The sequence below is a fragment of the Salmonella sp. A29-2 genome (genome assembly GCF_020150755.1).
Classification (GTDB): domain Bacteria; phylum Pseudomonadota; class Gammaproteobacteria; order Enterobacterales; family Enterobacteriaceae; genus Salmonella; species Salmonella enterica.
On the sequence record NZ_CP083731.1, the window covers coordinates 1,837,384 to 1,857,854 of the forward strand.

Consider the following 20,471-nt stretch of genomic DNA (forward strand, 5'->3'; position numbering starts at 1 on the left):
CAAAATATCAACGCATTACGTAGGCCTGATAAGCGCAGCGCCATCAGGCGTCAGATCACTCCATCATCTTCTCGATCGGCAGTACCAGAATCGAGCTGGCGCCAAGCGCTTTCAGTTTCTCCATGGTTTCCCAGAACAACGTTTCGCTGCTGACCATGTGCATCGCCACGCGCTGTTGCTCGCCCGCCAGCGGCAGAATTGTCGGCCTTTCGGCGCCTGGCAGCAGGGCGATAACCTCTTCCAGGCGTTCACTTGGCGCGTGCATCATGATGTATTTCGATTCGCGCGCCTGAATCACGCCCTGAATACGGGTCAGCAATTTATCGATCAGCTGTTGCTTGCTCTGTGCCATCTCACCGTCGCGCTGAATCAGACAGGCTTTAGAGCGGTAGATAACTTCGACTTCACGCAGGCCGTTAGCTTCAAGCGTCGCGCCGGTAGAGACCAAATCGCAGATAGCGTCGGCCAGCCCCGCGCGCGGCGCGACTTCGACAGAACCATTTAACAGACACGATTTAAAAGAGACGCCTTTCTGGTCGAGGTAGCGTTTGAGGAGGTGCGGATAAGAGGTAGCGATACGTTTACCGTCCAGCGCCGCCGGGCCGTCCCAGGCTTCGTCAACCGGCGTTGCCAGCGATAAACGGCAGCCGCCGAAGTCAAGACGGCGCAGGGTAAAATAGCGCGGATCTTCGCCCTGCGCGCGGCGGTTGAGTAGTTCTTCTTCCAGCACGTTCTCGCCGATAATGCCGAGATCGACCACGCCATCCATCACCAGACCCGGAATGTCATCATCACGCACGCGCAGGATATCAATCGGCATGTTTTCCGCCATCGCAATCAGGCGCTGAGTGTGTAAATTAATTTTTATGCCGCAGCGGGCCAGCAATTCTCGTGAATCATCGCTTAAACGGCCTGATTTCTGAATAGCTATGCGTAAGCGGGTGTTGTCTAACATTCTGCGTTCCTCTTTATCCTGTCTGAACCGGTCTGTATCGCGCGCCAAAAAAAAGCCCCCGGAAGATGATCTTCCGGGGGCTTTCTCATACGTTCATGCACCACTGGAAGATCTGAATGTCTTCCAGCACACATCGCCTGAAAGACTAGTCAGGATGATGGTGATGATGGTGGTGTTTAAATTGAACGCGTGTCATAAAAATTCCGATGAATGCTTATTCATTTGATGCCTTTTAACCTAAACCACTTTTACGCCTTAAAGCAAGCGCTTTTTTCATTTCGCATTTATAGTATGAATTGTCAGTCACGGCGGGCTGGCGTAGCCTTATGTATGAGGCGTTAAAGTCAGGAGAAAATGGATGAAAAAGGTCGCAATTGTCGGTTTAGGTTGGTTAGGCATGCCGCTGGCAATGTCGCTGGCAGCGAGAGGCTGGCAGGTTACCGGCAGCAAAACCACCCTTGACGGGGTGGAAGCGGCCCGTATGAGTGGAATTGAAAGCTATCCGCTGCGTCTGGAGCCGGAGCTGGTCTGTGAGGCGGACGATCTTGACGCTCTGCTGGATGTCGATGCGCTGGTGATAACACTGCCCGCGCGCCGTAGCGGTCCGGGAGAGGATTTTTATCTGCAGGCGATGCAGGAGCTGGTCGACAGCGCGCTGGCTTATCGTATCCCGCGTATTATTTTTACCAGTTCGACGTCTGTTTACGGCGATGCGCAAGGCGTGGTGAAAGAGAATACGCCGCGTAATCCGGTCACGGCCAGCGGGCGTACCCTGAAGGAACTGGAAGATTGGCTGCATAATCTGCCGGGCACGTCAGTGGATATTCTGCGGCTGGCGGGGTTGGTCGGGCCTGGACGCCATCCCGGTCGTTTCTTTGCCGGAAAAACCGCGCCGGATGGTCAACACGGGGTCAATCTGGTGCATCTTGAAGACGTGGTTGGCGCAATTACCCTCTTGCTACAGGCGCCGAAAGGAGGGCACATCTATAATATATGTGCGCCGGCGCATCCAGCCCGCAATGTGTTTTATCCGCAAATGACGCGCTTGCTGGGAATGGCGCCGCCGCATTTTCGTGACGCACCGGACAACGGCAAAGGGAAGATTATCGACGGTAGCCGGATTTGTAATGAGCTGGGATTTGAATATCAATATCCCGATCCGCTGGTGATGCCGATGGAGTGAGTCGCTGTCCAGCAGGTGGTCGCCATATAGCGCAAGGGGACGAGTATGAAACCACTGCTGGACGTTCTGATTATTCTTGATGCGTTAGAAAAAGAAGGCAGCTTCGCGGCGGCGTCGGCAAAATTATTTAAAACGCCGTCCGCCCTCAGTTATACCGTTCATAAGCTGGAAAACGATCTTAATATCCAACTGCTCGACCGTAGCGGGCATCGCGCGCGATTTACACGAACCGGTAAAATGCTACTGGAAAAAGGCCGTGAAGTGCTGCACACCGTTCGCGAGCTGGAAAAGCAGGCGATTAAACTGCATGAAGGCTGGGAGAACGAACTGGTCATCGGTGTGGATGATACCTTTCCCTTTTCTCTTCTGGCCCCGCTTATCGACGCTTTTTATCAACGCCACAGCGTGACGCGCCTTAAATTTGTCAATGGCGTTCTCGGCGGTTCATGGGAGACGCTGACGCAGGGAAGGGCGGATATCATCGTTGGCGCCATGCGCGCGCCGCCGCCTGACACCGGCTTTGGCTTTGCAAGACTGGGCGATCTTGAACTGGTGTTTGCTGTCGCCCCGCATCATCCGCTGGTTCATGAAGAGGAACCGCTTAGCCGCCAGACGATCAAACGTTTTCGCGCGATTGTGGTTGGCGATAGCGTCCATTCCTCGCGATCAATAGGGTCTGAACTGCTCGACGCTCAGGAAGCGATTACCGTGTTTGATTTTAAAACCAAGCTGGAGCTGCAAATTAGCGGCCTGGGATGCGGCTATTTACCGCGTTATCTGGCGCAGCGATTTTTGGAAAGCGGCGCGCTTATAGAGAAGAAAGTTGTAGCGCAAATCGTCTATGAACCGGTGTGGGTTGGCTGGAATGAACAGACCGCCGGGCTGGCCAGCGGCTGGTGGCGGGATGAAATTTTAGCAAATAATGCTATTACTGGGGTGTATGCAAAATCGCCGGTTTAAAAATCAATCGCTTATGAAAAATAATTTTTTGAACGCGCTCGCATTCTCTTGTCATTTCACTTCAATTTAGGGCAGAATACGCCGCTTGCAAAAAATGACACTAACCGACGTTTTAATACGCGTCGGTTATTTTTTTGCTTCAAACACATCATTCAATACCAAGAGGCCGGGCTTCGTACCGGATAGATACTTACTTAAAAATCGACAGTTGTTGTCGCTGAGGAATCCAGAAAATGGGGCAATTTTTTGCTTACGCGACGGCATTCGCCGTAAAGGAGAATGACCATGTCGCATAACGTTACTCCAAACACCTCTCGCGTGGAATTACGTAAAACGCTTACGTTAGTTCCGGTTGTAATGATGGGTCTTGCCTATATGCAGCCGATGACGCTGTTCGATACATTTGGTATCGTTTCAGGCCTCACTGACGGTCACGTACCGACGGCGTATGCATTCGCGTTAATCGCGATTCTGTTTACGGCGTTGAGCTACGGGAAACTGGTGCGTCGCTACCCTTCCGCGGGTTCGGCGTATACCTATGCCCAGAAATCCATCAGCCCGACCGTTGGCTTTATGGTGGGTTGGTCTTCTCTGCTCGATTATCTGTTCGCGCCGATGATCAACATTCTGTTGGCGAAAATTTATTTTGAAGCGCTGGTGCCCTCCATTCCGTCATGGGTGTTTGTTGTGGCGCTGGTGGCCTTTATGACGGCCTTTAACCTGCGCAGCCTCAAATCGGTCGCTAACTTCAACACCGTGATTGTAGTGCTACAGGTAGTGCTGATTGCGGTCATTCTGGGCATGGTGGTTTATGGCGTATTTGAAGGCGAAGGCGCCGGTACGCTGGCGAGCACCCGTCCGTTCTGGTCCGGCGATGCGCACGTTATCCCGATGATTACGGGAGCGACGATCCTGTGCTTCTCCTTTACCGGCTTTGACGGCATCAGTAACCTGTCGGAAGAGACCAAAGATGCTGAGCGCGTGATCCCGCGTGCGATTTTCCTGACCGCGCTGATTGGCGGCCTGATCTTCATCTTTGCAACCTATTTCCTGCAATTGTACTTCCCGGATATCTCTCGCTTTAAAGATCCGGATGCGTCTCAGCCGGAAATCATGCTGTACGTGGCGGGTAAAACCTTCCAGGTGGGCGCGCTGATCTTCTCTACTATCACCGTGCTGGCTTCCGGTATGGCAGCGCATGCAGGCGTAGCGCGCCTGATGTACGTAATGGGGCGCGACGGCGTATTCCCGAAAAGCTTCTTCGGTTACGTTCATCCGAAATGGCGTACGCCAGCGATGAACATCATCCTGGTCGGGGCGATCGCGCTGCTGGCGATTAATTTTGACCTGGTGATGGCGACGGCGCTGATTAACTTTGGTGCGCTGGTCGCGTTTACCTTTGTTAACCTGTCGGTGATTTCGCAGTTCTGGATCCGTGAGAAGCGTAATAAAACGTTGAAAGATCACTTCCAGTATCTGTTCCTGCCGATGTGCGGCGCGCTCACGGTTGGTGCGTTGTGGGTTAACCTGGAAGAGAGCTCAATGGTACTGGGCCTGATCTGGGCGGGTATCGGGCTGATTTATCTGGCGTGCGTAACTAAAAGCTTCCGCAACCCGGTTCCACAGTACGAAGACGTCGCGTAATCGCACGTATTATCGGCAATAGTAAAACCGGAGGCAGTGCCTCCGGTTTTTTGTCATCCAGCATGTTTACCGGATGGCGGCGTCACTCTTTATCCGCTCTGGATTAACAATGCCCGTCAGGCATTGGTCAATTACACAATCTCAGTTGCGTACTGCCACAGTGATTTCAGCAACCCCAGCTTCGTTTTATCTTCCGCATACTGCTGAGAAAGCATCTGCAATTCATTGGCATACTGTTGTAAAAACTCTGGCGTCAGCACCTGACGGCGATGCTCCAGCCAGCGCTGCTGCTCTGCGTCATCCAGCGTACCGGGAAAATTGCGTGCGCGGTAATTAAACAGCAGCTTCTCAATGCGCTTATCGACAAAGGTAATATCCAGCGCGGGCAGGTTACGCGGCTCGGTTTCGAGTACGATTTTCATGGCTGCGCGATCGGCATCGCTGAAAAAACCATCATAAAGCTGGGCATCAACGTTATCCGAGGCGGCAAAAGGTTCGGCTTCGGCAAAAATCGCCACCACTTTGTCGCGGACCTGCGGGTTTTCACGCAACACTTTCAGGTTATCCAGGCAGTGCTGGCGGTTAATTCCCAGCCGGTCGGCATCCTCCGGGCGCAAGGTATTCGCCTGCGCCAGTACCGGACATTTATTGATATGCACCAGCTTTACCGGCACTGCGACGTGATCGCCAAGATCGGCTTTGGCCGTATAAAGCTGCTCGCGAAGGGTGTCGCTGTCCAGCTCAAGAAGAGGAGAAATATCGCCTGCTAAATCGACCATGATCACCGCATTACGGTTTTCAGGATGCCACGCCAGCGGCGCGACCCAGCTTGTATTACCGCGCCACGCGCCAAACATGCCGGAGACATGCACCAGCGGCTTCATTTGCGGAACGTCAATCAGCGCCGCCAGTTTATGTTTACTGCGGTGGCTATAAAGATAATCAAACAGCCGCGGCTGGCGTGTTTTCACCAGTTGCGCCATCGCAATAGTGGCGTAGACATCCGCCATCGCATCATGCGCGTTGCTGTGTTCGATCCCGTTCGCCTGGGTTAAATGTTCCAGACGAAAGCTGGGCAGGCCGTCGTCGTTTTCCGGCCAGTTAATTCCCTCCGGGCGCAGCGCATAACAGGCGCGCATGACATCCAATAGATCCCAACGTGAATTATCATGCTGCCAGCTCCAGGCGTAGGGATCGTAAAAGTTGCGATAAAAAATATTGCGCGTGACTTCATCATCAAAACGTACATTGTTGTAGCCCACAACGCAGGTTTTAGGAACGGTAAACAGCGCATGAATGCGTCTGGCGAAAGCGGCTTCGTTTTCTCCTTTCTCACGCGCTTCCTGCGGCGTGATGCCGGTAATCAGCACCGCGCCGGGCTGCGGTAGATAATCATCGGCGGGTTTGCAATAAAACACCTCCGGCTCGCCAATAACGTTGAAGTCGTTATCCGTACGGAGCGCGGCAAATTGCGCAGGTCTGTCGAGGGCCGGATGCGTACCGAAGGTTTCGTAATCGTGGAAGAGGAATGTGCTCTGTATGCTGTCGTTTTTAACTGTCACTTGATGTACACGCCTGATGTTATCTGTATATGAAATATTTTATTCTTTTATTTTGTCGTTGATTGATTGTATTTGTACACCAATTGATATTGTTGCTAATGTTGGTACATGCGATGGTGAGTACAAAATACTAAAATGATCATCAGCGACACTAAGCTACGCTCCCTCTATGGTAAACCATATTCCGGTTCATCTGAAATTACTGATTCTGATTTAGTACTGTATGGAATTTAGGCCAGGGGCAATCTGGCCGGGATCTCAAAAAATGCATGGACTAAAACGGGTCTATGTACAGAGGGACACAACGCTGTGTCCCTTAATTTCATGCGGGTTGAGGCTGGACTAGGCCCAGGCCAGTGGCAGGATGGATGACAGAACACTCGGGAAATATTTTCTGGCATGACGTTGCATACTATCCGCCACAACGCTGGTACAGGTAAAGGCGCCATGGAGGCCGTGAAAACGGTCGGACCACTCGGTAAATTGTTCGCTGGATGGGAATATCGCCGGAGACAGCTCCCAGGCTTTCTGCATCAGCGCCTCCGCATAGCCTCTCAGGGCCGGCGGAGAGTCATGCTCAGTGCCGAAAATGGCGCTGGAGGAATAGCGTGCGAATGCGGTACTGAGACAGAACAGGGTTTCCGCCTGCTTCTGTGGAGTGGCGTCCGTCAGGTGATAAGCACTGAGGATGTGCTGGTAGTGTGCCGGGCTGAGTTTGCCTTCAGGAAGCAAGGGGTCAAAAATGGTGGCCAGACGCGACACTGAGGCATCATCAATCAACTTCACGGTGGAATGTTTCTGGTTCGTGGCGGCAATAAACTGCTGGTTCAGCTCCCCGTGCTCTTCAGTGCTGAGGATGATATCAATCAGCTCCCCAAAGCGTCGCTGCGTGGCCTGCTGATTAAATGCGGCGAGAAACACCGGAAAGTCATGACGGAATAACTCTACCGGAGAGATTTGCGCGGTGGAAACGTTCTCTCCGGCTCGCAGCAGGTAAAAGTTGTCCCATGCAGTGTCAGGAGTAGGGTTTAGCATTGTTAACAGCGTGTCAGTGGAGAGCATCATCGCCGTGTCTGAATCCTGGGAAGAAAGCAGCAGGAAATTATCTGCAGCGCGGGTTGTCCAGTCCGGGCTGCCGTCATAATTGCCGAAGAGCCCATTATGGATGTGGGGAGACACCGCCGGGTGAGCAAGATACTGTTCATAAAGCGCTGCAGCTTTCTGGCGGGTGCCATCAGTGCAGTCCACGCCTGTCATACAGTGTAAAATCACCTGATTAAAGAGTCCGCTGTGAGTGGTCATGGCGGCGCTGTTCCTGTCAAACGAATCCAGCAACACAGGCAGTATGCGCTGCTGATAATATGTGTCAGGAGCCGGCAGGGGAACGTCATTATAGGTCTGGCACTGGTGGGCAAAAAAACGTTCCTGAACAGGCCCGAGCCACTCGCTGATAAGCGCACTTTGCGTATAGGGGGGGTGGGCCAGTACGCTCACCAGCGAACTTTCAACTGGCCGGATACGTTCCTCTGATAAGCGGCCACTCCGAAATGACTTCACCAGGTCTTCCATTGCCCGGACTTTTTCCTGTCTGTATTTATCGGGCAGGCTGTTAATGGTCATCAGAATACTTTTACCATTATTATGTTCATGATTTAAAAAACCATCCACAGCGCTCTCAGTCCAAAGGAGTGGCATTTGCAGCCAGATATCACCTAGACGAATAAAATTTCCGCCCCCTGACACTGACGGAGGTGATAAATTATCCGGTTCATTTAAAATAACGTCGGAGAGGTTGGCTTTGTAAGGTATAAGCGTATTTTTTAATGTTGTATTAATAAAAGAGGGCTGTTGTTGTGTAGTAATTGAATACAGTAAAGACACTTCATTCATGTCTGAATTACTAAATTTCGTATTACTGCAGACTACACCACTCAGTGTCGAATAAGTGAATCGGCATTCGTCAAAATGTAAATGAGATATATCAGAATAAGTAAATTTTGAATTTGAAAAGTTGAACCCCTTGATAATATCGCCGTCTCGCTTCATGAAGCTGGGGGGCAATATTTTGCTGAATGTAATATTACGGAAATCTGCGTTTGAAAAATCGCGATCTGCGGTCGTAAGGGTTTCTCCGGCTTTCTGTCGTAAAACTGCATCCGTGAGTTTCTTAGCCCAGTCGGCAGGTGATGACGGGGAAGACGTAGCCTGAAGTGAGAGGGAGGGTGATACTGGTGGTGTTCTACCTTCAGAAACCGTGGGCCTGTTATTGGCTGATACAGAGACTCCACCGGGGAGCGGGGCCGCACCTGTCACTCTGTAATTATAATCACATGTTTGATTTGCAATATGCTTACGCATGAATGCTGCATTCATTTTTGAGACATCTTCTTCTGAAATATTTTTCTTACCTGCATTATTTGTATCTTTAATATTTTTAACAGTAATCAATGTTTTATTTAAGGTGTTTTTATCTTTCGGCTGAAAGAAGTCTTTTATTTTTTGTGGTAACGCGAACTCAATCGATGAGCTCTTTCCTGTTTTAAGTTTTTCATTTAAAGAAGCATGCGTGTTTTTAACACTGGTTATTTTTGAGGCGAACCCGTTTTTCGTATGTTCACGAATAGAGGTAATTAATTTTTTAACCTGGTTAGGAATAGTAGAAAAATTAATTGCGCCTGATGATATCTTCATTAGAATTCCTTATCAACATCATTATGGAAAAACGGTCTGGATTTTTAACGCCTTAAAAGTAAGCTTCATATGTCGGTATGGCGATGGAGATCACAATTCACCATGTTATCTGGCAGGTTTCTTTCAGAAAGTGTCCATCCTGTCATCATGTCACCGTATTGTGGGACGCTGACGTATCTGCGGAAAAATCCAGGCATAAGAGAGCGGGTCGGGTAACGAAGCCCGTGTGCGCGAAAAACTAAACCCGCTTCGATGCGCAGTCAGCGTTTTTCGCCGGCATTCGGGATATCGTCGGCGGACATTCCGGCGCGTATGAGAAAGAACTGCGTAAAGCGCGTGAAATCGCTTTTCAGGAAATAATCGTTTTCTTTTAAATATTATTACGTGTTATTGGAATTGTATCATTTTTATAATTAACAGCGGGTTGTTTGGTAATTCTGCTGATTATTCAATGAGAGTCCATGTGCGTGTTCAGGAAATGTAAAATATTTATAAAATAAAAGGTGTTATCGTGTTGGTATGCTCATTTTAACAACTATTTCAAATTGTGATTGAAGCCGACATTTCATAATACAAATTAAATATAATCTTCAGCTATATCTAATAACAGGAGGTTATATGAGCATTAGTCGTCGTTCTTTTTTGCAGGGGGTAGGCATCGGCTGCTCTGCCTGCGCACTGGGCGCTTTTCCGCCCGGGGCGCTGGCGCGCAACCCGATTGCTGGCATTAACGGTAAAACCACGCTAACGCCAAGCTTGTGCGAAATGTGTTCCTTTCGTTGCCCTATTCAGGCGCAGGTAGTCAATAACAAGACCGTTTTTATCCAGGGCAATCCTTCTGCGCCGCAGCAGGGGACGCGCATATGCGCCAGGGGCGGGAGCGGCGTCAGCCTGGTCAATGACCCGCAACGGATTGTAAAACCTATGAAACGCACCGGGCCACGCGGCGACGGTGAATGGCAGGTGATTAGCTGGCAACAGGCTTACCAGGAAATCGCGGCGAAAATGAATGCCATCAAAGCGCAGCATGGCCCCGAGAGCGTGGCTTTCTCTTCCAAATCGGGCTCGCTCTCCAGCCATCTTTTCCATCTGGCTACGGCCTTTGGTTCGCCTAATACCTTTACTCACGCCTCAACATGCCCTGCCGGGAAAGCCATTGCGGCAAAAGTGATGATGGGCGGCGATCTGGCGATGGATATCGCTAACACGCGCTATCTGGTTTCGTTTGGCCACAATTTGTATGAAGGGATTGAAGTTGCCGATACCCATGAGTTAATGACCGCGCAGGAGAAGGGGGCCAAAATGGTGAGCTTCGATCCGCGTTTGTCGATATTTTCCAGCAAGGCGGATGAGTGGCACGCTATTCGTCCCGGGGGGGATTTAGCGGTTCTGCTGGCGATGTGCCACGTCATGATTGATGAACAACTCTACGATGCGTCTTTTGTTGAGCGTTATACCAGCGGATTTGAACAGTTAGCACAGGCGGTAAAAGAGACGACGCCGGAATGGGCCGCCGCGCAGGCCGATGTCCCAGCCGACGTTATTGTCCGGGTGACACGCGAACTGGCCGCCTGCGCGCCTCACGCTATTGTCAGTCCTGGTCATCGCGCGACGTTCTCGCAGGAAGAGATCGATATGCGGCGTATGATTTTTACGCTTAATGTGCTGCTCGGTAATATTGAGCGCGAAGGCGGGCTATATCAGAAAAAAAACGCGTCTGTTTACAATAAACTGGCCGGAGAAAAGGTCGCGCCAACGCTGGCGAAACTCAACATTAAAAATATGCCGAAACCGACGGCGCAACGCATCGATTTGATCGCACCGCAGTTTAAATATATCGCCGCTGGCGGCGGCGTGGTGCAAAGCATTATTGACGCGGTGTTAACCCAGAAGCCTTACCCGATAAAGGCGTGGATTATGTCGCGGCATAATCCTTTCCAGACCGTCACCTGTCGTTCGGACCTGGTAAAAACCGTTGAGCAACTGGATCTGGTGGTCAGTTGCGATGTCTATTTGAGCGAGAGCGCGGCGTATGCCGACTATCTGCTGCCGGAATGCACTTATCTCGAACGGGACGAAGAGGTATCGGATATGTCGGGACTGCACCCGGCTTACGCTCTGCGCCAACAGGTCGTAGAGCCGATTGGCGAGGCGCGTCCGAGTTGGCAAATCTGGAAAGAGCTTGGCGAGCAGTTGGGATTAGGGCAGTACTATCCGTGGCAGGATATGCAGACGCGCCAACTCTATCAGTTGAACGGCGACCATGCTTTAGCGAAGGAACTGCGACAGAAAGGGTATCTCGAATGGGGCGTTCCGCTGCTATTACGCGAACCAGAATCCGTTCGTCAGTTTACGGCGCGTTACCCCGGCGCTATCGCGACGGACAGCGACAACACCTATGGCGAACAGCTTCGCTTCAAATCGCCCTCCGGCAAAATCGAACTTTATTCCGCAACCCTGGAGGAATTGCTCCCAGGCTACGGCGTTCCGCGCGTTCGTAACTTTGCGCTTAAAAAAGAGAATGAGCTTTACTTCATTCAGGGCAAGGTGGCCGTGCATACCAATGGCGCGACGCAGTACGTACCTTTACTCAGCGAGCTAATGTGGGATAACGCGGTCTGGGTCCATCCGCAAACGGCGCAAGAAAAAGGCATTAAGACCGGCGATGAGATCTGGCTGGAAAATGCCACGGGTAAAGAGAAAGGTAAAGCGCTGGTGACGCCCGGAATCCGCCCGGACACGCTTTTTGTCTATATGGGATTTGGCGCTAAAGCTGGGGCCAAAACGGCGGCGACGACACACGGTATCCACTGTGGCAATTTACTGCCGCACGTGACGAGTCCGGTATCCGGTACGGTAGTGCATACCGCAGGCGTGACGCTGAGCCGGGCATGAGGGAGGAGGGAACCATGAATCATTTAACGAATCAGTACGTCATGCTGCATGATGAAAAACGTTGTATCGGCTGCCAGGCGTGTACCGTTGCCTGCAAAGTGCTTAATGACGTACCGGAGGGATTTAGCCGCGTACAGGTACAAATTCGCGCCCCTGAACAGTCATCCAACGCACTAACCCATTTTCAATTTGTCCGCGTCTCCTGTCAGCACTGTGAAAATGCGCCATGTGTCAGCGTTTGTCCTACCGGAGCGTCATATCGTGATGAAAACGGGATCGTGCAGGTGGATAAATCGCGCTGTATTGGCTGCGATTATTGTGTTGCCGCGTGTCCTTTCCATGTGCGCTATTTGAATCCGCAAACCGGTGTCGCCGACAAGTGTAACTTCTGTGCCGACACGCGGTTGGCGGCTGGCCAGTCTCCGGCGTGCGTATCCGTTTGCCCAACGGACGCGCTGAAATTCGGCAGACTGGATGAGAGCGAGATCCAGCGCTGGGTCGGTCAGAAAGAGGTCTATCGCCAGCAGGAGGCGCGTAGCGGCGCGGTCAGTCTGTACCGTCGTAAAGAAGTCCATCAGGAGGGTAAAGCATGAATACTATCTGGGGAGCGGAACTACATTATGCGCCAGATTATTGGCCGCTGTGGTTAATTTACGCAGGCGTCGTGGTGCTGCTCATGCTTGTTGGGCTGGTTATCCATGCGTTATTGCGCCGGATGCTGGCGCCAAAAACGGCGGGCGGCGAAGAGCATCGTGACTATCTCTACTCGCTGGCAATTCGCCGTTGGCATTGGGGAAATGCGTTACTGTTTGTTTTATTACTGTTCAGCGGTTTATTTGGTCATTTTTCTCTCGGCCCTGTAGCGCTAATGGTACAAGTGCATACCTGGTGTGGTTTTGCCTTACTGGCTTTCTGGGTCGGGTTTGTGCTGATCAATCTCACCACAGGTAACGGGCGTCACTATCGGGTAAATTTTTCCGGACTGGTAACGCGCTGCATACGCCAGACGCGTTTTTACCTTTTTGGCATCATGAAAGGGGAAGCGCATCCGTTCGCGGCAACAGAGCAGAATAAGTTCAATCCACTGCAACAACTGGCATATCTGGCGATTATGTACGCGCTGGTACCGCTGTTAATCATCACCGGTTTGCTGTGTCTCTATCCGCAGGTTGCGGGTCTGGGCCCTGTGATGCTGGTGTTGCATATGGCGCTTGCTATCATCGGCTTACTGTTTATTTGCGCGCATCTCTATCTGTGTACTCTTGGCGACACGCCGGGACAAATTTTCCGTAGCATGGTTGACGGCTATCATCGTCATCGTACCGCGCCGCGCGGGGATAAGTCCGCCGTCTAAGCGTATCCATAAAATAATGTCAGCAAGAAAATGTGCCTTGTGTCACATTTTCTTGCAATTTATCCATGTTTGTTTAACTGAACTTCCGTAAAAAGAACGGCAAATTGAGACCATCCTGAGGACATGCTGTTGAAACGCCGTTTGTTTATTGCCGCTTCTTTATTCGCGATGCACCTTTCTCCTGCGCTTGCGGCCGATGCCGTAAGTTTTGCTCCCCAACCGCCAGCCATTGATGCAGGCGCCTGGGTGTTGATGGATTACACTACGGGACAGGTTCTTACCGCCGGTAATGAACACCAGCAACGTAATCCCGCCAGCCTTACCAAGCTCATGACGGGCTACGTCGTCGATCGCGCCATCGATAGTCATCGTATCAGCCCTGACGATATCGTCACCGTTGGGCGCGACGCCTGGGCGAAGGATAATCCGGTGTTTGTCGGCTCCTCGTTGATGTTTTTAAAAGAAGGGGATCGCGTGTCGGTACGCGATTTAAGCCGTGGCTTAATTGTGGATTCCGGTAACGATGCCTGTGTGGCGCTGGCGGATTATATCGCGGGCGGGCAGCCGCAGTTTGTGGCGATGATGAACAGCTATGTGAAAAAACTCAATTTACAGGATACCCATTTTGAAACCGTCCACGGTCTGGATGCGCCGGGACAACATAGCTCCGCGTATGATCTGGCCGTACTCTCCCGGGCGATTATTCACGGCGAACCTGAATTTTATCACATGTACAGCGAGAAAAGCCTGACCTGGAACGGCATCACGCAGCAGAACCGCAACGGCTTGTTATGGGATAAGACCATGCATATCGATGGGCTTAAAACCGGACACACATCGGGGGCGGGATTTAATCTTATCGCATCGGCGGTGGACGGGCAGCGCCGACTTATCGCCGTCGTGATGGGAGCGAAAAGTTCGAAAGGTCGTGAGGAACAGGCGCGAAAACTGTTGCAGTGGGGCCAGCAAAACTTTGCGACGGTGCAGATTTTGCACAGCGGTAAAAAAGTGGGCAGCGAGCGAATCTGGTATGGAGACAAAGAAAAGATTGCGCTGGGTACGGAACAGGATTTCTGGATGGCGCTGCCCAAAGCGGAAATTCCGCATATCAAAGCAAAATATGTGCTGGATAGAAAAGAGCTGGAGGCGCCAATCGCCGCCCATCAACGGGTAGGTGAAATAGAGCTCTACGATCGGGATAAACTGATCGCTCAGTGGCCGCTGGTCACTCTGGAATCGGTGGGTAAAGGCGGTATGTTCTCTCGTCTGAGCGACTATTTTCAGCATAAAGCGTAAGCCGTTGTCACACACCGTTCACCGTCATCTGAGGTGTCAAAAGGGCGGGATTGCGAGGTTGCTCACAAAATGATCACACTGTCCTTGTGACCGTAAAAGGCTGTCACTATACTGTACATTCATACAGTATAGTGAAGTGACGGAGGCAGCATGGATTACGAAATCAGGCAGGAACAAAAACGCAAGATAGCCGGTTTCCACATGGTCGGTCCATGGGAACACACCGTGAAGCAGGGTTTTGAACAACTGATGACGTGGGTGGATCGACAGCGGATCGTGCCAGTTGAATGGATTGCCGTCTATTACGACAATCCAGATGTCGTACCTGCAGAAAAACTCCGCTGCGATACCGTGGTGTCCGTGGCAGAGAATTTCATCCTGCCGGACAATAGTGAAGGCGTAATCGTGACCGCCATTGAAGGCGGCGAATATGCCACTGCTGTCGCGCGAGTGGAAGACCGTGACTTTGCGAAGCCGTGGGAACGGTTTTTTGACGTCCTGGAGCAGGATAGCGCTTATCAGATAGCCTCTGCGCCCTGTTTTGAAACCTATCTGAATAACGGCATGGAAGATGGATACTGGGATATTGAAATGTATATTCCGGTACAGCGGAAGTGATCGACTGGTTTCCTGGCTGAAAAGAGCGGACGGATAATGTGTTCCGTCCGCCAGTGCGCTATTTTTGCTATAAAGCAGGTACAATGCATTTTTTGCCATTCCCGTAAGGAGCGCAAGCGTGCGTGCCGATAAGTCATTAAGCCCTTTTGAAATACGGTTGTACCGTCATTATCGCATCGTGCACGGCATACGTATCGCCCTGGCGTTCATTCTTACCTTTCTGCTGGTTCGTCTGTTTTCTATTCCCGAGGGCACATGGCCGCTCATCACGTTAGTGGTGATTATGGGGCCCATCTCATTCTGGGGAAATGTAGTGCCTCGTGCTTTTGAGCGCATAGGCGGTACGATCCTGGGCGCGGCGTTAGGGCTGGTGGCGCTACGCCTGGAGCTCTTTTCCTTACCGCTGATGCTGGTGTGGTGTGCGATAGCGATGTTTTTGTGCGGCTGGCTGGCCTTAGGGAAAAAACCGTATCAGGCGCTACTGATAGGCATAACGCTCGCCGTTGTTGTCGGCGCTCCCGCTGGTGATATGAATACGGCATTATGGCGTGGCGGGGATGTGATTTTGGGGTCGCTACTGGCGATGTTGTTTACCGGCATCTGGCCCCAGCGCGCCTTTTTGCACTGGCGCATCCAACTGGCGCATTGCGTCACGGCGTATAATCGGGTGTATCAGGCAGCGCTGTCGCCGAATTTGCTGGAGCGCCCCCGGTTGGATAAACATTTGCAACGGTTGCTGAACGATGTCGTCAAAATGCGCGGGCTGATAACGCCAGCCAGTAAAGAAACCCGGATACAAAAATCTATTTTCGAGGCCATTCAGACCATCAACCGCAACCTGGTTTGTATGCTTGAATTACAAATCAATGCCCACTGGGCGACGCGCGCCAGCCATTTTGTGATGCTTAACGCGCACACATTGCGTGAAACCCAGCAGATGACGCAGCAAACCTTGCTAACGATCGCCCACGCGTTGTTTGAAGGCAACCCGCAGCCGGTACTGGCAAACACCGGTAAACTGAATGATATTGCTGCCGAGTTGCGACAGCTAATGAACGAGCAGCAGGGCGACGCGGTGGCTGAAACCCCCATCCACGGCTATGTTTGGCTAAGTATGGAAACGGCCCGACAGTTGGAACTGCTTTCACATTTGATCTGCCGGGCTTTGCGCAAATAAAAAGCAGATGGGGCGAATGAATTTGTTGCTGCTTCGATTCAGCAAAGATTAAGAGTATGATACTAATATAAGGATAAAATGAGTGCTACTGGCAACGATTTTATCCCCGAACCTTCAGGTTTCCACAGGCGGCGACGTAACGGTGTTTCCTCTGGCGGCTTGAAGTATGACGGGGATAAACGTAATGTTTATCCACTAGCAGTTGCTTAACGAATCCGAATCTCACATTATCAGGGGTGTAAAAATGGAAACAACCAAGCCTTCTTTCCAGGACGTGCTGGAGTTTGTTCGTCTGTTCCGTCGCAAAAATAAACTGCAACGTGAAATTCAGGACATTGAGAAGAAGATCCGTGACAACCAGAAGCGTGTGCTGCTGCTGGACAACCTGAGCGACTACATCAAGCCAGGTATGAGCGTTGAGGCGATTCAGGGTATCATCGCCAGCATGAAAAGCGACTATGAAGATCGCGTTGATGACTACATCATTAAAAATGCCGAAATCTCCAAAGAGCGTCGCGACATTTCCAAAAAGCTGAAAGCGATGGGCGAAATGAAACACGCCGATGTAAAAGCCGAATAATGCGCTACGGCAGTGGGAGCGTATATCAGGCTCTCACTGCAGTTTGACCCCGCCTGTGACCATCTTGAGTAAATGTTGTTTTGGCCAGTGTCGGGTAAGTTTTTTCTCTGCCAGCTTACCTTTCAGGCGCGCAATGTCATGACGTTTCCGGTCCAGCATCAGACCCACCACGCTACCGCTATGTGCCACGTTCAATCCGTATAAATCACACTCTTCGACCAGCGACAGCAGGGCGGTAAATCCTGGCTTAGGTAACAGCGTCTGGCTGGCGATAGCGCTAAGCGTAGCCGCCTCACCCAGTCGGAGCGGATTTTGCGTTATACAGGCTTCCTGCACCAGATTCCAGGCCTGCTGCAAGGTTGCTGAACTTGCTATTAATTTCTGCTGGCGAGGGAGACGGTGGTAATCTTGCGTGCGCAGTATGACCGGACTTTCCAGTACCAGCAAATCGATTGGCGGCGGTGGCTCGCAGGCGATTTGCGTGGCCGCATTATTATGATCAAACAGCGTTAACTGATGAAAAACGGTGCTATCAGTGGGTTCGATTGAGACGCAAAGCTGTGCAAGGGTAGTTTCATCCAGCGAATGGCCAAGATGATGCGCCGTTGCCACTGCCGTAGCGGCAATATCTGCGGTGCTGCTGGCCATGCCTTTGGCAACGGGAATTGACGAACGCACATCGACGCGAATCTCGTTACTCCAGTGCGCAGGATACTGCCAGTGCGCCAGAACGCGCTCCACCATCGCCCGCGACAATGGGCGCTCGTTTACCAACGGCGGCGCAGCCGTGACTGCTACGGTGCTGTACCAGTCAACGGGGCAGGAGACCAGTTTCTCACTGCCCAGAATCCATCCCTGGATAAGTTCTCCGCATGAGGCGGGGCATTGCGCAACAGCCACGTTATCACCTTTCAGGTACGAATAGTGTGCGCGCATAGTGTCATGGTAAAAGCGTTATTACCATGACTTGCCGCAATGCGTCGTATAACCCTCTCAGGCTGGTACACAAAGCCCTTCCGTGGCCGGTAGCGCAATGCGCATAACGTCTTGTGCGATCATTAACTCTTCGTTGGTGTTGATGACGGCGACTTTCACCAGGGCGTTCTCCGTCTGGATAAATGTCGCATTACGCTGATTTTTCTCTTCATCAACGGCTAAGCCTAAAAACTGCAAATTATGGCAAACCGCCGATCTGGCGCGCGCTGAGTTCTCGCCAATTCCCCCAGTGAATACCAGCGCATCCAGTCCTCCCATTTGCATAATATAGCTGCCAATAGTGGCGCGAATGCGTTCGGCAAACAGAGTGAGAGCGAGTTTAGCCTGCCGGTTACCGGTATTGGCTGCCTGTTCGACATCGCGGTAATCAGACGACACGCCAGAAACGCCCAGCAAGCCTGACTCATTATTTAATAACTGATTCAACTGTTGCGGCGTTTTGCTTTCGCGCTGGGCTATCCACGGCAGAATAGAGGGATCAATATCTCCGCTACGGGTGCCCATCATCACGCCTGACTGCGGCGTAAAGCCCATCGACGTATTGACCGAACGCCCGTTCTTGATGGCGCAGATGCTGCTACCGTTTCCAAGATGACAACAAATCACCCGTAATGCGCTGAGTGGTACGCCCAGCTTTTCCGCCAGAACGCCGCTGACATACTTATGGCTGGTGCCATGAAAGCCATAACGGCGAATCCCCAGTTCAGCATAATAATGCCAGGGAAGCGGGTAAATATAGGCGGGTTCATCCAGCGTCTGGTGAAATGCCGTATCAAACACGGCTACGGAAGGGGCATCAGGCAACAGTTGACGAAAAACGTGAATACCCAACGCGTTTACCGGGTTGTGAAGCGGGGCCAGTTCAGCAAGACGTTCGATTTGCGCTAACGTTTCATCCGTGACCAGCGTCGAGTCTTTAAAAAACTCACCGCCGTGCGCCACACGATGGCCCACCCCGTCAATGTCCCGCAGACTGTTAATGATTTGATAACCCAGCAGCTTTTCCAGAAGCAGCGTTACCGCATCGCGATGATCGGCAACGGGGACGGTTTCCTGCCATTTTTGGCTGTGCGTCTTAATTGTCACTTGCGCATCCGCCATACCGATACGTTCAATCAGCCCCTGACAGAGCATGTCGCCCTGCGGCATCTCCAGCAGCTGGAATTTTAACGATGAGCTGCCGGCGTTAATGGCCATTATTTTGTAAGACATAAAGGTTCCTTCGAATTCAGAAAATCCAGCACGGCGTCGAGACCCGAATTATTCAACGCGCTGGTAATAAAAATCTGCCGGGCGCCAGCCTGCGTAAGCCATTCCGCAACCAGCGAAATACGCTGCGGCTCGGCGAGATCGGCCTTGGTGACCAGGCCAATCGTCGGGCGGTTCATCGGGGCGGTAAACCCCGGAGAAAAGGGCGACCACTGGGCGTCGGCGTTCAGCACCAGGGCGATAACGTCGGCCTCGCAGGCGCTGGTTAGCAGGGCGCTATACAGGCAGCGGTTCTCCAGGTACTCGCCCGGCGTGTCGATGGCCATCGGCGACCATTCAATGGCCTGGGTTTTCTTATAATGGAGCGCTTCGCCGCGCAGGCTTTGGGTCAGCGAGGTTTTCCCGCACTGGCTGGGGCCGATAAACATCAAACGCTTCATGACGTTACGTCCGGGTGATCGAACAGGTGGTGAACTGCATCATTTCGCCCAGCGTGCGCGTTACCTGCTTAAGGGCATATTCCACGGCGGAAACGTCGCCAGTCAGCACCACCGCACCGGTAAAGCGATCGAGAAAACCAATTTCCACCGCGCCGGATTTAGTGGCGATATCGCAGGCGATAATCGACGCCTCGCTCGGCGTGATGGTAAGGATGCCAATGGCGGAGACCGCATCCTGCAGGCCCAGCTTCTTAAAGAGATCTTTGCCGGGATTGGCAATCAGGTGCGCGAGGGTGACCTGTTTCCCCGGCACGTATTCCTGAATCATGCGATCCGTTGTCGGCTGTCTTTCCATTATCCCTCCACCATCTGTCGCCACATGGCTTCATGCGGGCGCGGGATCACCGAACGGTAAACCAGCAACCCTTTCTCGCCCGCGCTTTCGCTGGCAACCGTCACGGCGTTATTGACGTCAGAAACGTCGCCCGCCACCACCATGTAGCATTTACCGCCGATGCCGAAGGCCATATGCACCCGCACCAGGGTGACGTTTGAGCCTTTCACCGCCCGGTCTGCGGCGCTAATGCAGGCCGCCACGCTCCAGGTTTCGACGATACCTACCGCCTGGCGCTTATCGACGCTGTTCAGGCCGCTGATGGCCGGAAGTACGCTGGGATGAATATTTGCCAGCACCAGGCTGTCGACGAGCATCTCGCCGGCCTGCGACGTACCGGTTTCAATGGCCTGCTGGATAGCGCCGATATCGCCGCCCAGCATCAGTAAAAACTTACCTGGGCAGATGGTCTTGCTGACCAGTAGATCGACGTTGGCGCTTTTCAGCATGGCATCACCAAGCTCCATGCCTTTGGCGATGCTGGTGAGTTCTAAAATTCCTATAGCCTGAGACATGG

Annotated in this window: 20 protein-coding genes, 2 pseudogenes and 1 other annotated feature; of the genes and pseudogenes, 13 read left to right on the plus strand and 9 right to left on the minus strand. The window is 52.0% G+C overall.

Annotation, left to right across the window (positions count from 1 at the left end):
• Positions 1–55: 55 nt before the first annotated feature.
• Both hisG and hisL read right to left on the minus strand, forming a co-directional pair.
• Positions 56–955, minus strand: coding sequence for an ATP phosphoribosyltransferase (gene hisG, locus K8W53_RS08800; protein ID WP_000886600.1), 900 nt, complete (start codon positions 953–955; stop codon positions 56–58).
• A gap of 46 nt (positions 956–1,001) precedes the next feature.
• Positions 1,002–1,125, minus strand: a sequence feature (His leader region).
• Complete coding sequence (gene hisL, locus K8W53_RS08805; protein WP_001364200.1) at positions 1,101–1,151, minus strand: his operon leader peptide; 51 nt, start codon at positions 1,149–1,151, stop codon at positions 1,101–1,103. Its footprint overlaps the feature before it by 25 nt.
• Positions 1,152–1,313: 162 nt before the next feature.
• Here hisL and K8W53_RS08810 point away from each other — a divergent pair, with 162 nt between their 5' ends.
• From K8W53_RS08810 to plaP, 4 genes are all read left to right on the plus strand, one after another.
• A complete protein-coding gene (locus K8W53_RS08810; protein WP_000754712.1) occupies positions 1,314–2,138 on the plus strand; it encodes an SDR family oxidoreductase in 825 nt (274 codons plus the stop codon).
• A 45-nt stretch (positions 2,139–2,183) separates the two neighbouring features.
• Entirely contained in the window at positions 2,184–3,098 is a 915-nt protein-coding gene (locus tag K8W53_RS08815; protein WP_023224239.1) for a LysR family transcriptional regulator, read from the plus strand.
• Between the two features lie 233 nt (positions 3,099–3,331).
• Positions 3,332–3,394: a membrane protein YoeI gene (gene yoeI / locus K8W53_RS08820; RefSeq protein ID WP_096335044.1), complete on the plus strand. Its 63-nt coding sequence runs from the start codon at positions 3,332–3,334 to the stop codon at positions 3,392–3,394.
• Positions 3,384–4,742, plus strand: a complete 1,359-nt coding sequence (plaP, locus tag K8W53_RS08825; RefSeq protein WP_001519005.1) for a putrescine/proton symporter PlaP — start codon at positions 3,384–3,386, stop codon at positions 4,740–4,742. The genes yoeI and plaP overlap by 11 nt, the downstream gene beginning before the upstream one ends.
• Before the next feature lie 131 nt (positions 4,743–4,873).
• Here the strand turns inward: plaP and sbcB are convergent, their stop codons facing one another.
• Entirely contained in the window at positions 4,874–6,304 is a 1,431-nt protein-coding gene (sbcB, locus tag K8W53_RS08830; protein WP_052939421.1) for an exodeoxyribonuclease I, read from the minus strand.
• Between the two features lie 135 nt (positions 6,305–6,439).
• Here sbcB and K8W53_RS08835 point away from each other — a divergent pair.
• A pseudogene (locus K8W53_RS08835) lies at positions 6,440–6,517 on the plus strand (hypothetical protein); the annotation flags it as partial.
• Positions 6,518–6,646: 129 nt separating this feature from the next.
• Here K8W53_RS08835 and sopA read toward each other — a convergent pair.
• Positions 6,647–8,995 carry an SPI-1 type III secretion system effector HECT-type E3 ubiquitin transferase SopA gene (sopA, locus tag K8W53_RS08840; protein WP_052939420.1) on the minus strand — a complete coding sequence of 783 codons (2,349 nt, stop codon included), beginning with the start codon at positions 8,993–8,995 and terminating at the stop codon, positions 6,647–6,649.
• Positions 8,996–9,261: 266 nt separating this feature from the next.
• Here sopA and K8W53_RS08845 point away from each other — a divergent pair.
• The 8 genes and pseudogenes from K8W53_RS08845 to K8W53_RS08880 all read left to right on the plus strand — a co-directional run.
• Positions 9,262–9,354 (plus strand): annotated as a pseudogene (locus K8W53_RS08845) (heavy metal-binding domain-containing protein); the annotation flags it as partial.
• A 259-nt stretch (positions 9,355–9,613) separates the two neighbouring features.
• Positions 9,614–11,890, plus strand: a complete 2,277-nt coding sequence (gene phsA / locus K8W53_RS08850) for a thiosulfate reductase PhsA (RefSeq protein ID WP_052939419.1) — start codon at positions 9,614–9,616, stop codon at positions 11,888–11,890.
• Positions 11,891–11,904: 14 nt separating this feature from the next.
• Positions 11,905–12,483 carry a thiosulfate reductase electron transport protein PhsB gene (gene phsB / locus K8W53_RS08855; RefSeq protein ID WP_001016242.1) on the plus strand — a complete coding sequence of 193 codons (579 nt, stop codon included), beginning with the start codon at positions 11,905–11,907 and terminating at the stop codon, positions 12,481–12,483.
• Positions 12,480–13,244 carry a thiosulfate reductase cytochrome B subunit gene (gene phsC, locus K8W53_RS08860; RefSeq protein WP_001092545.1) on the plus strand — a complete coding sequence of 255 codons (765 nt, stop codon included), beginning with the start codon at positions 12,480–12,482 and terminating at the stop codon, positions 13,242–13,244. Before phsB ends, phsC begins: the two co-directional genes overlap by 4 nt.
• A 123-nt stretch (positions 13,245–13,367) precedes the next feature.
• Positions 13,368–14,540: a serine-type D-Ala-D-Ala carboxypeptidase DacD gene (dacD, locus tag K8W53_RS08865; protein ID WP_000925044.1), complete on the plus strand. Its 1,173-nt coding sequence runs from the start codon at positions 13,368–13,370 to the stop codon at positions 14,538–14,540.
• A gap of 150 nt (positions 14,541–14,690) precedes the next feature.
• On the plus strand, positions 14,691–15,158 hold the full coding sequence (sbmC, locus tag K8W53_RS08870; RefSeq protein ID WP_000384326.1) for a DNA gyrase inhibitor SbmC: 468 nt from the start codon (positions 14,691–14,693) through the stop codon (positions 15,156–15,158).
• A gap of 118 nt (positions 15,159–15,276) precedes the next feature.
• The gene (locus K8W53_RS08875) at positions 15,277–16,335 is read left to right on the plus strand and encodes an FUSC family protein (RefSeq protein ID WP_001200858.1); all 1,059 of its coding nucleotides are present in this window, start codon (positions 15,277–15,279) and stop codon (positions 16,333–16,335) included.
• Between the two features lie 244 nt (positions 16,336–16,579).
• The gene (locus tag K8W53_RS08880; RefSeq protein WP_000450405.1) at positions 16,580–16,915 is read left to right on the plus strand and encodes a DUF496 family protein; all 336 of its coding nucleotides are present in this window, start codon (positions 16,580–16,582) and stop codon (positions 16,913–16,915) included.
• 33 nt (positions 16,916–16,948) lie between these two features.
• On the opposite strand, the gene pduX is transcribed toward K8W53_RS08880, so the two are convergent.
• The 5 genes from pduX to pduT form a co-directional block, all read right to left on the minus strand.
• Positions 16,949–17,815, minus strand: coding sequence for an L-threonine kinase PduX (gene pduX / locus K8W53_RS08885; RefSeq protein ID WP_133177176.1), 867 nt, complete (start codon positions 17,813–17,815; stop codon positions 16,949–16,951).
• Between the two features lie 93 nt (positions 17,816–17,908).
• Positions 17,909–19,123 (minus strand): propanediol utilization propionate kinase PduW, encoded by a 1,215-nt coding sequence (pduW, locus tag K8W53_RS08890; protein ID WP_000120647.1) that lies wholly within the window; start codon positions 19,121–19,123, stop codon positions 17,909–17,911.
• Entirely contained in the window at positions 19,108–19,560 is a 453-nt protein-coding gene (pduV, locus tag K8W53_RS08895; RefSeq protein WP_000826278.1) for a propanediol utilization protein PduV, read from the minus strand. The genes pduW and pduV overlap by 16 nt, the downstream gene beginning before the upstream one ends.
• A gap of 4 nt (positions 19,561–19,564) precedes the next feature.
• Positions 19,565–19,915: a propanediol utilization microcompartment protein PduU gene (gene pduU, locus K8W53_RS08900; RefSeq protein ID WP_000441103.1), complete on the minus strand. Its 351-nt coding sequence runs from the start codon at positions 19,913–19,915 to the stop codon at positions 19,565–19,567.
• Complete coding sequence (pduT, locus tag K8W53_RS08905) at positions 19,915–20,469, minus strand: propanediol utilization microcompartment protein PduT (RefSeq protein WP_000075772.1); 555 nt, start codon at positions 20,467–20,469, stop codon at positions 19,915–19,917. The genes pduU and pduT overlap by 1 nt, the downstream gene beginning before the upstream one ends.
• Positions 20,470–20,471 lie beyond the last annotated feature (2 nt).

Bases quoted from the DNA above. Each gene is read 5' to 3' on its own strand.
- hisG (WP_000886600.1), bottom strand. From the start codon at position 955: ATGTTAGACAACACCCGCTTACGCATAGCTATTCAGAAATCAGGCCGT.
- K8W53_RS08810 (WP_000754712.1), top strand. From the start codon at position 1,314: ATGAAAAAGGTCGCAATTGTCGGTTTAGGTTGGTTAGGCATGCCGCTG.
- K8W53_RS08815 (WP_023224239.1), top strand. From the start codon at position 2,184: ATGAAACCACTGCTGGACGTTCTGATTATTCTTGATGCGTTAGAAAAA.
- plaP (WP_001519005.1), top strand. From the start codon at position 3,384: ATGTCGCATAACGTTACTCCAAACACCTCTCGCGTGGAATTACGTAAA.
- sopA (WP_052939420.1), bottom strand. From the start codon at position 8,995: ATGAAGATATCATCAGGCGCAATTAATTTTTCTACTATTCCTAACCAG.
- phsA (WP_052939419.1), top strand. From the start codon at position 9,614: ATGAGCATTAGTCGTCGTTCTTTTTTGCAGGGGGTAGGCATCGGCTGC.
- phsB (WP_001016242.1), top strand. From the start codon at position 11,905: ATGAATCATTTAACGAATCAGTACGTCATGCTGCATGATGAAAAACGT.
- phsC (WP_001092545.1), top strand. From the start codon at position 12,480: ATGAATACTATCTGGGGAGCGGAACTACATTATGCGCCAGATTATTGG.
- dacD (WP_000925044.1), top strand. From the start codon at position 13,368: ATGCTGTTGAAACGCCGTTTGTTTATTGCCGCTTCTTTATTCGCGATG.
- sbmC (WP_000384326.1), top strand. From the start codon at position 14,691: ATGGATTACGAAATCAGGCAGGAACAAAAACGCAAGATAGCCGGTTTC.
- K8W53_RS08880 (WP_000450405.1), top strand. From the start codon at position 16,580: ATGGAAACAACCAAGCCTTCTTTCCAGGACGTGCTGGAGTTTGTTCGT.
- pduW (WP_000120647.1), bottom strand. From the start codon at position 19,123: ATGTCTTACAAAATAATGGCCATTAACGCCGGCAGCTCATCGTTAAAA.
- pduV (WP_000826278.1), bottom strand. From the start codon at position 19,560: ATGAAGCGTTTGATGTTTATCGGCCCCAGCCAGTGCGGGAAAACCTCG.
- pduU (WP_000441103.1), bottom strand. From the start codon at position 19,915: ATGGAAAGACAGCCGACAACGGATCGCATGATTCAGGAATACGTGCCG.
- pduT (WP_000075772.1), bottom strand. From the start codon at position 20,469: ATGTCTCAGGCTATAGGAATTTTAGAACTCACCAGCATCGCCAAAGGC.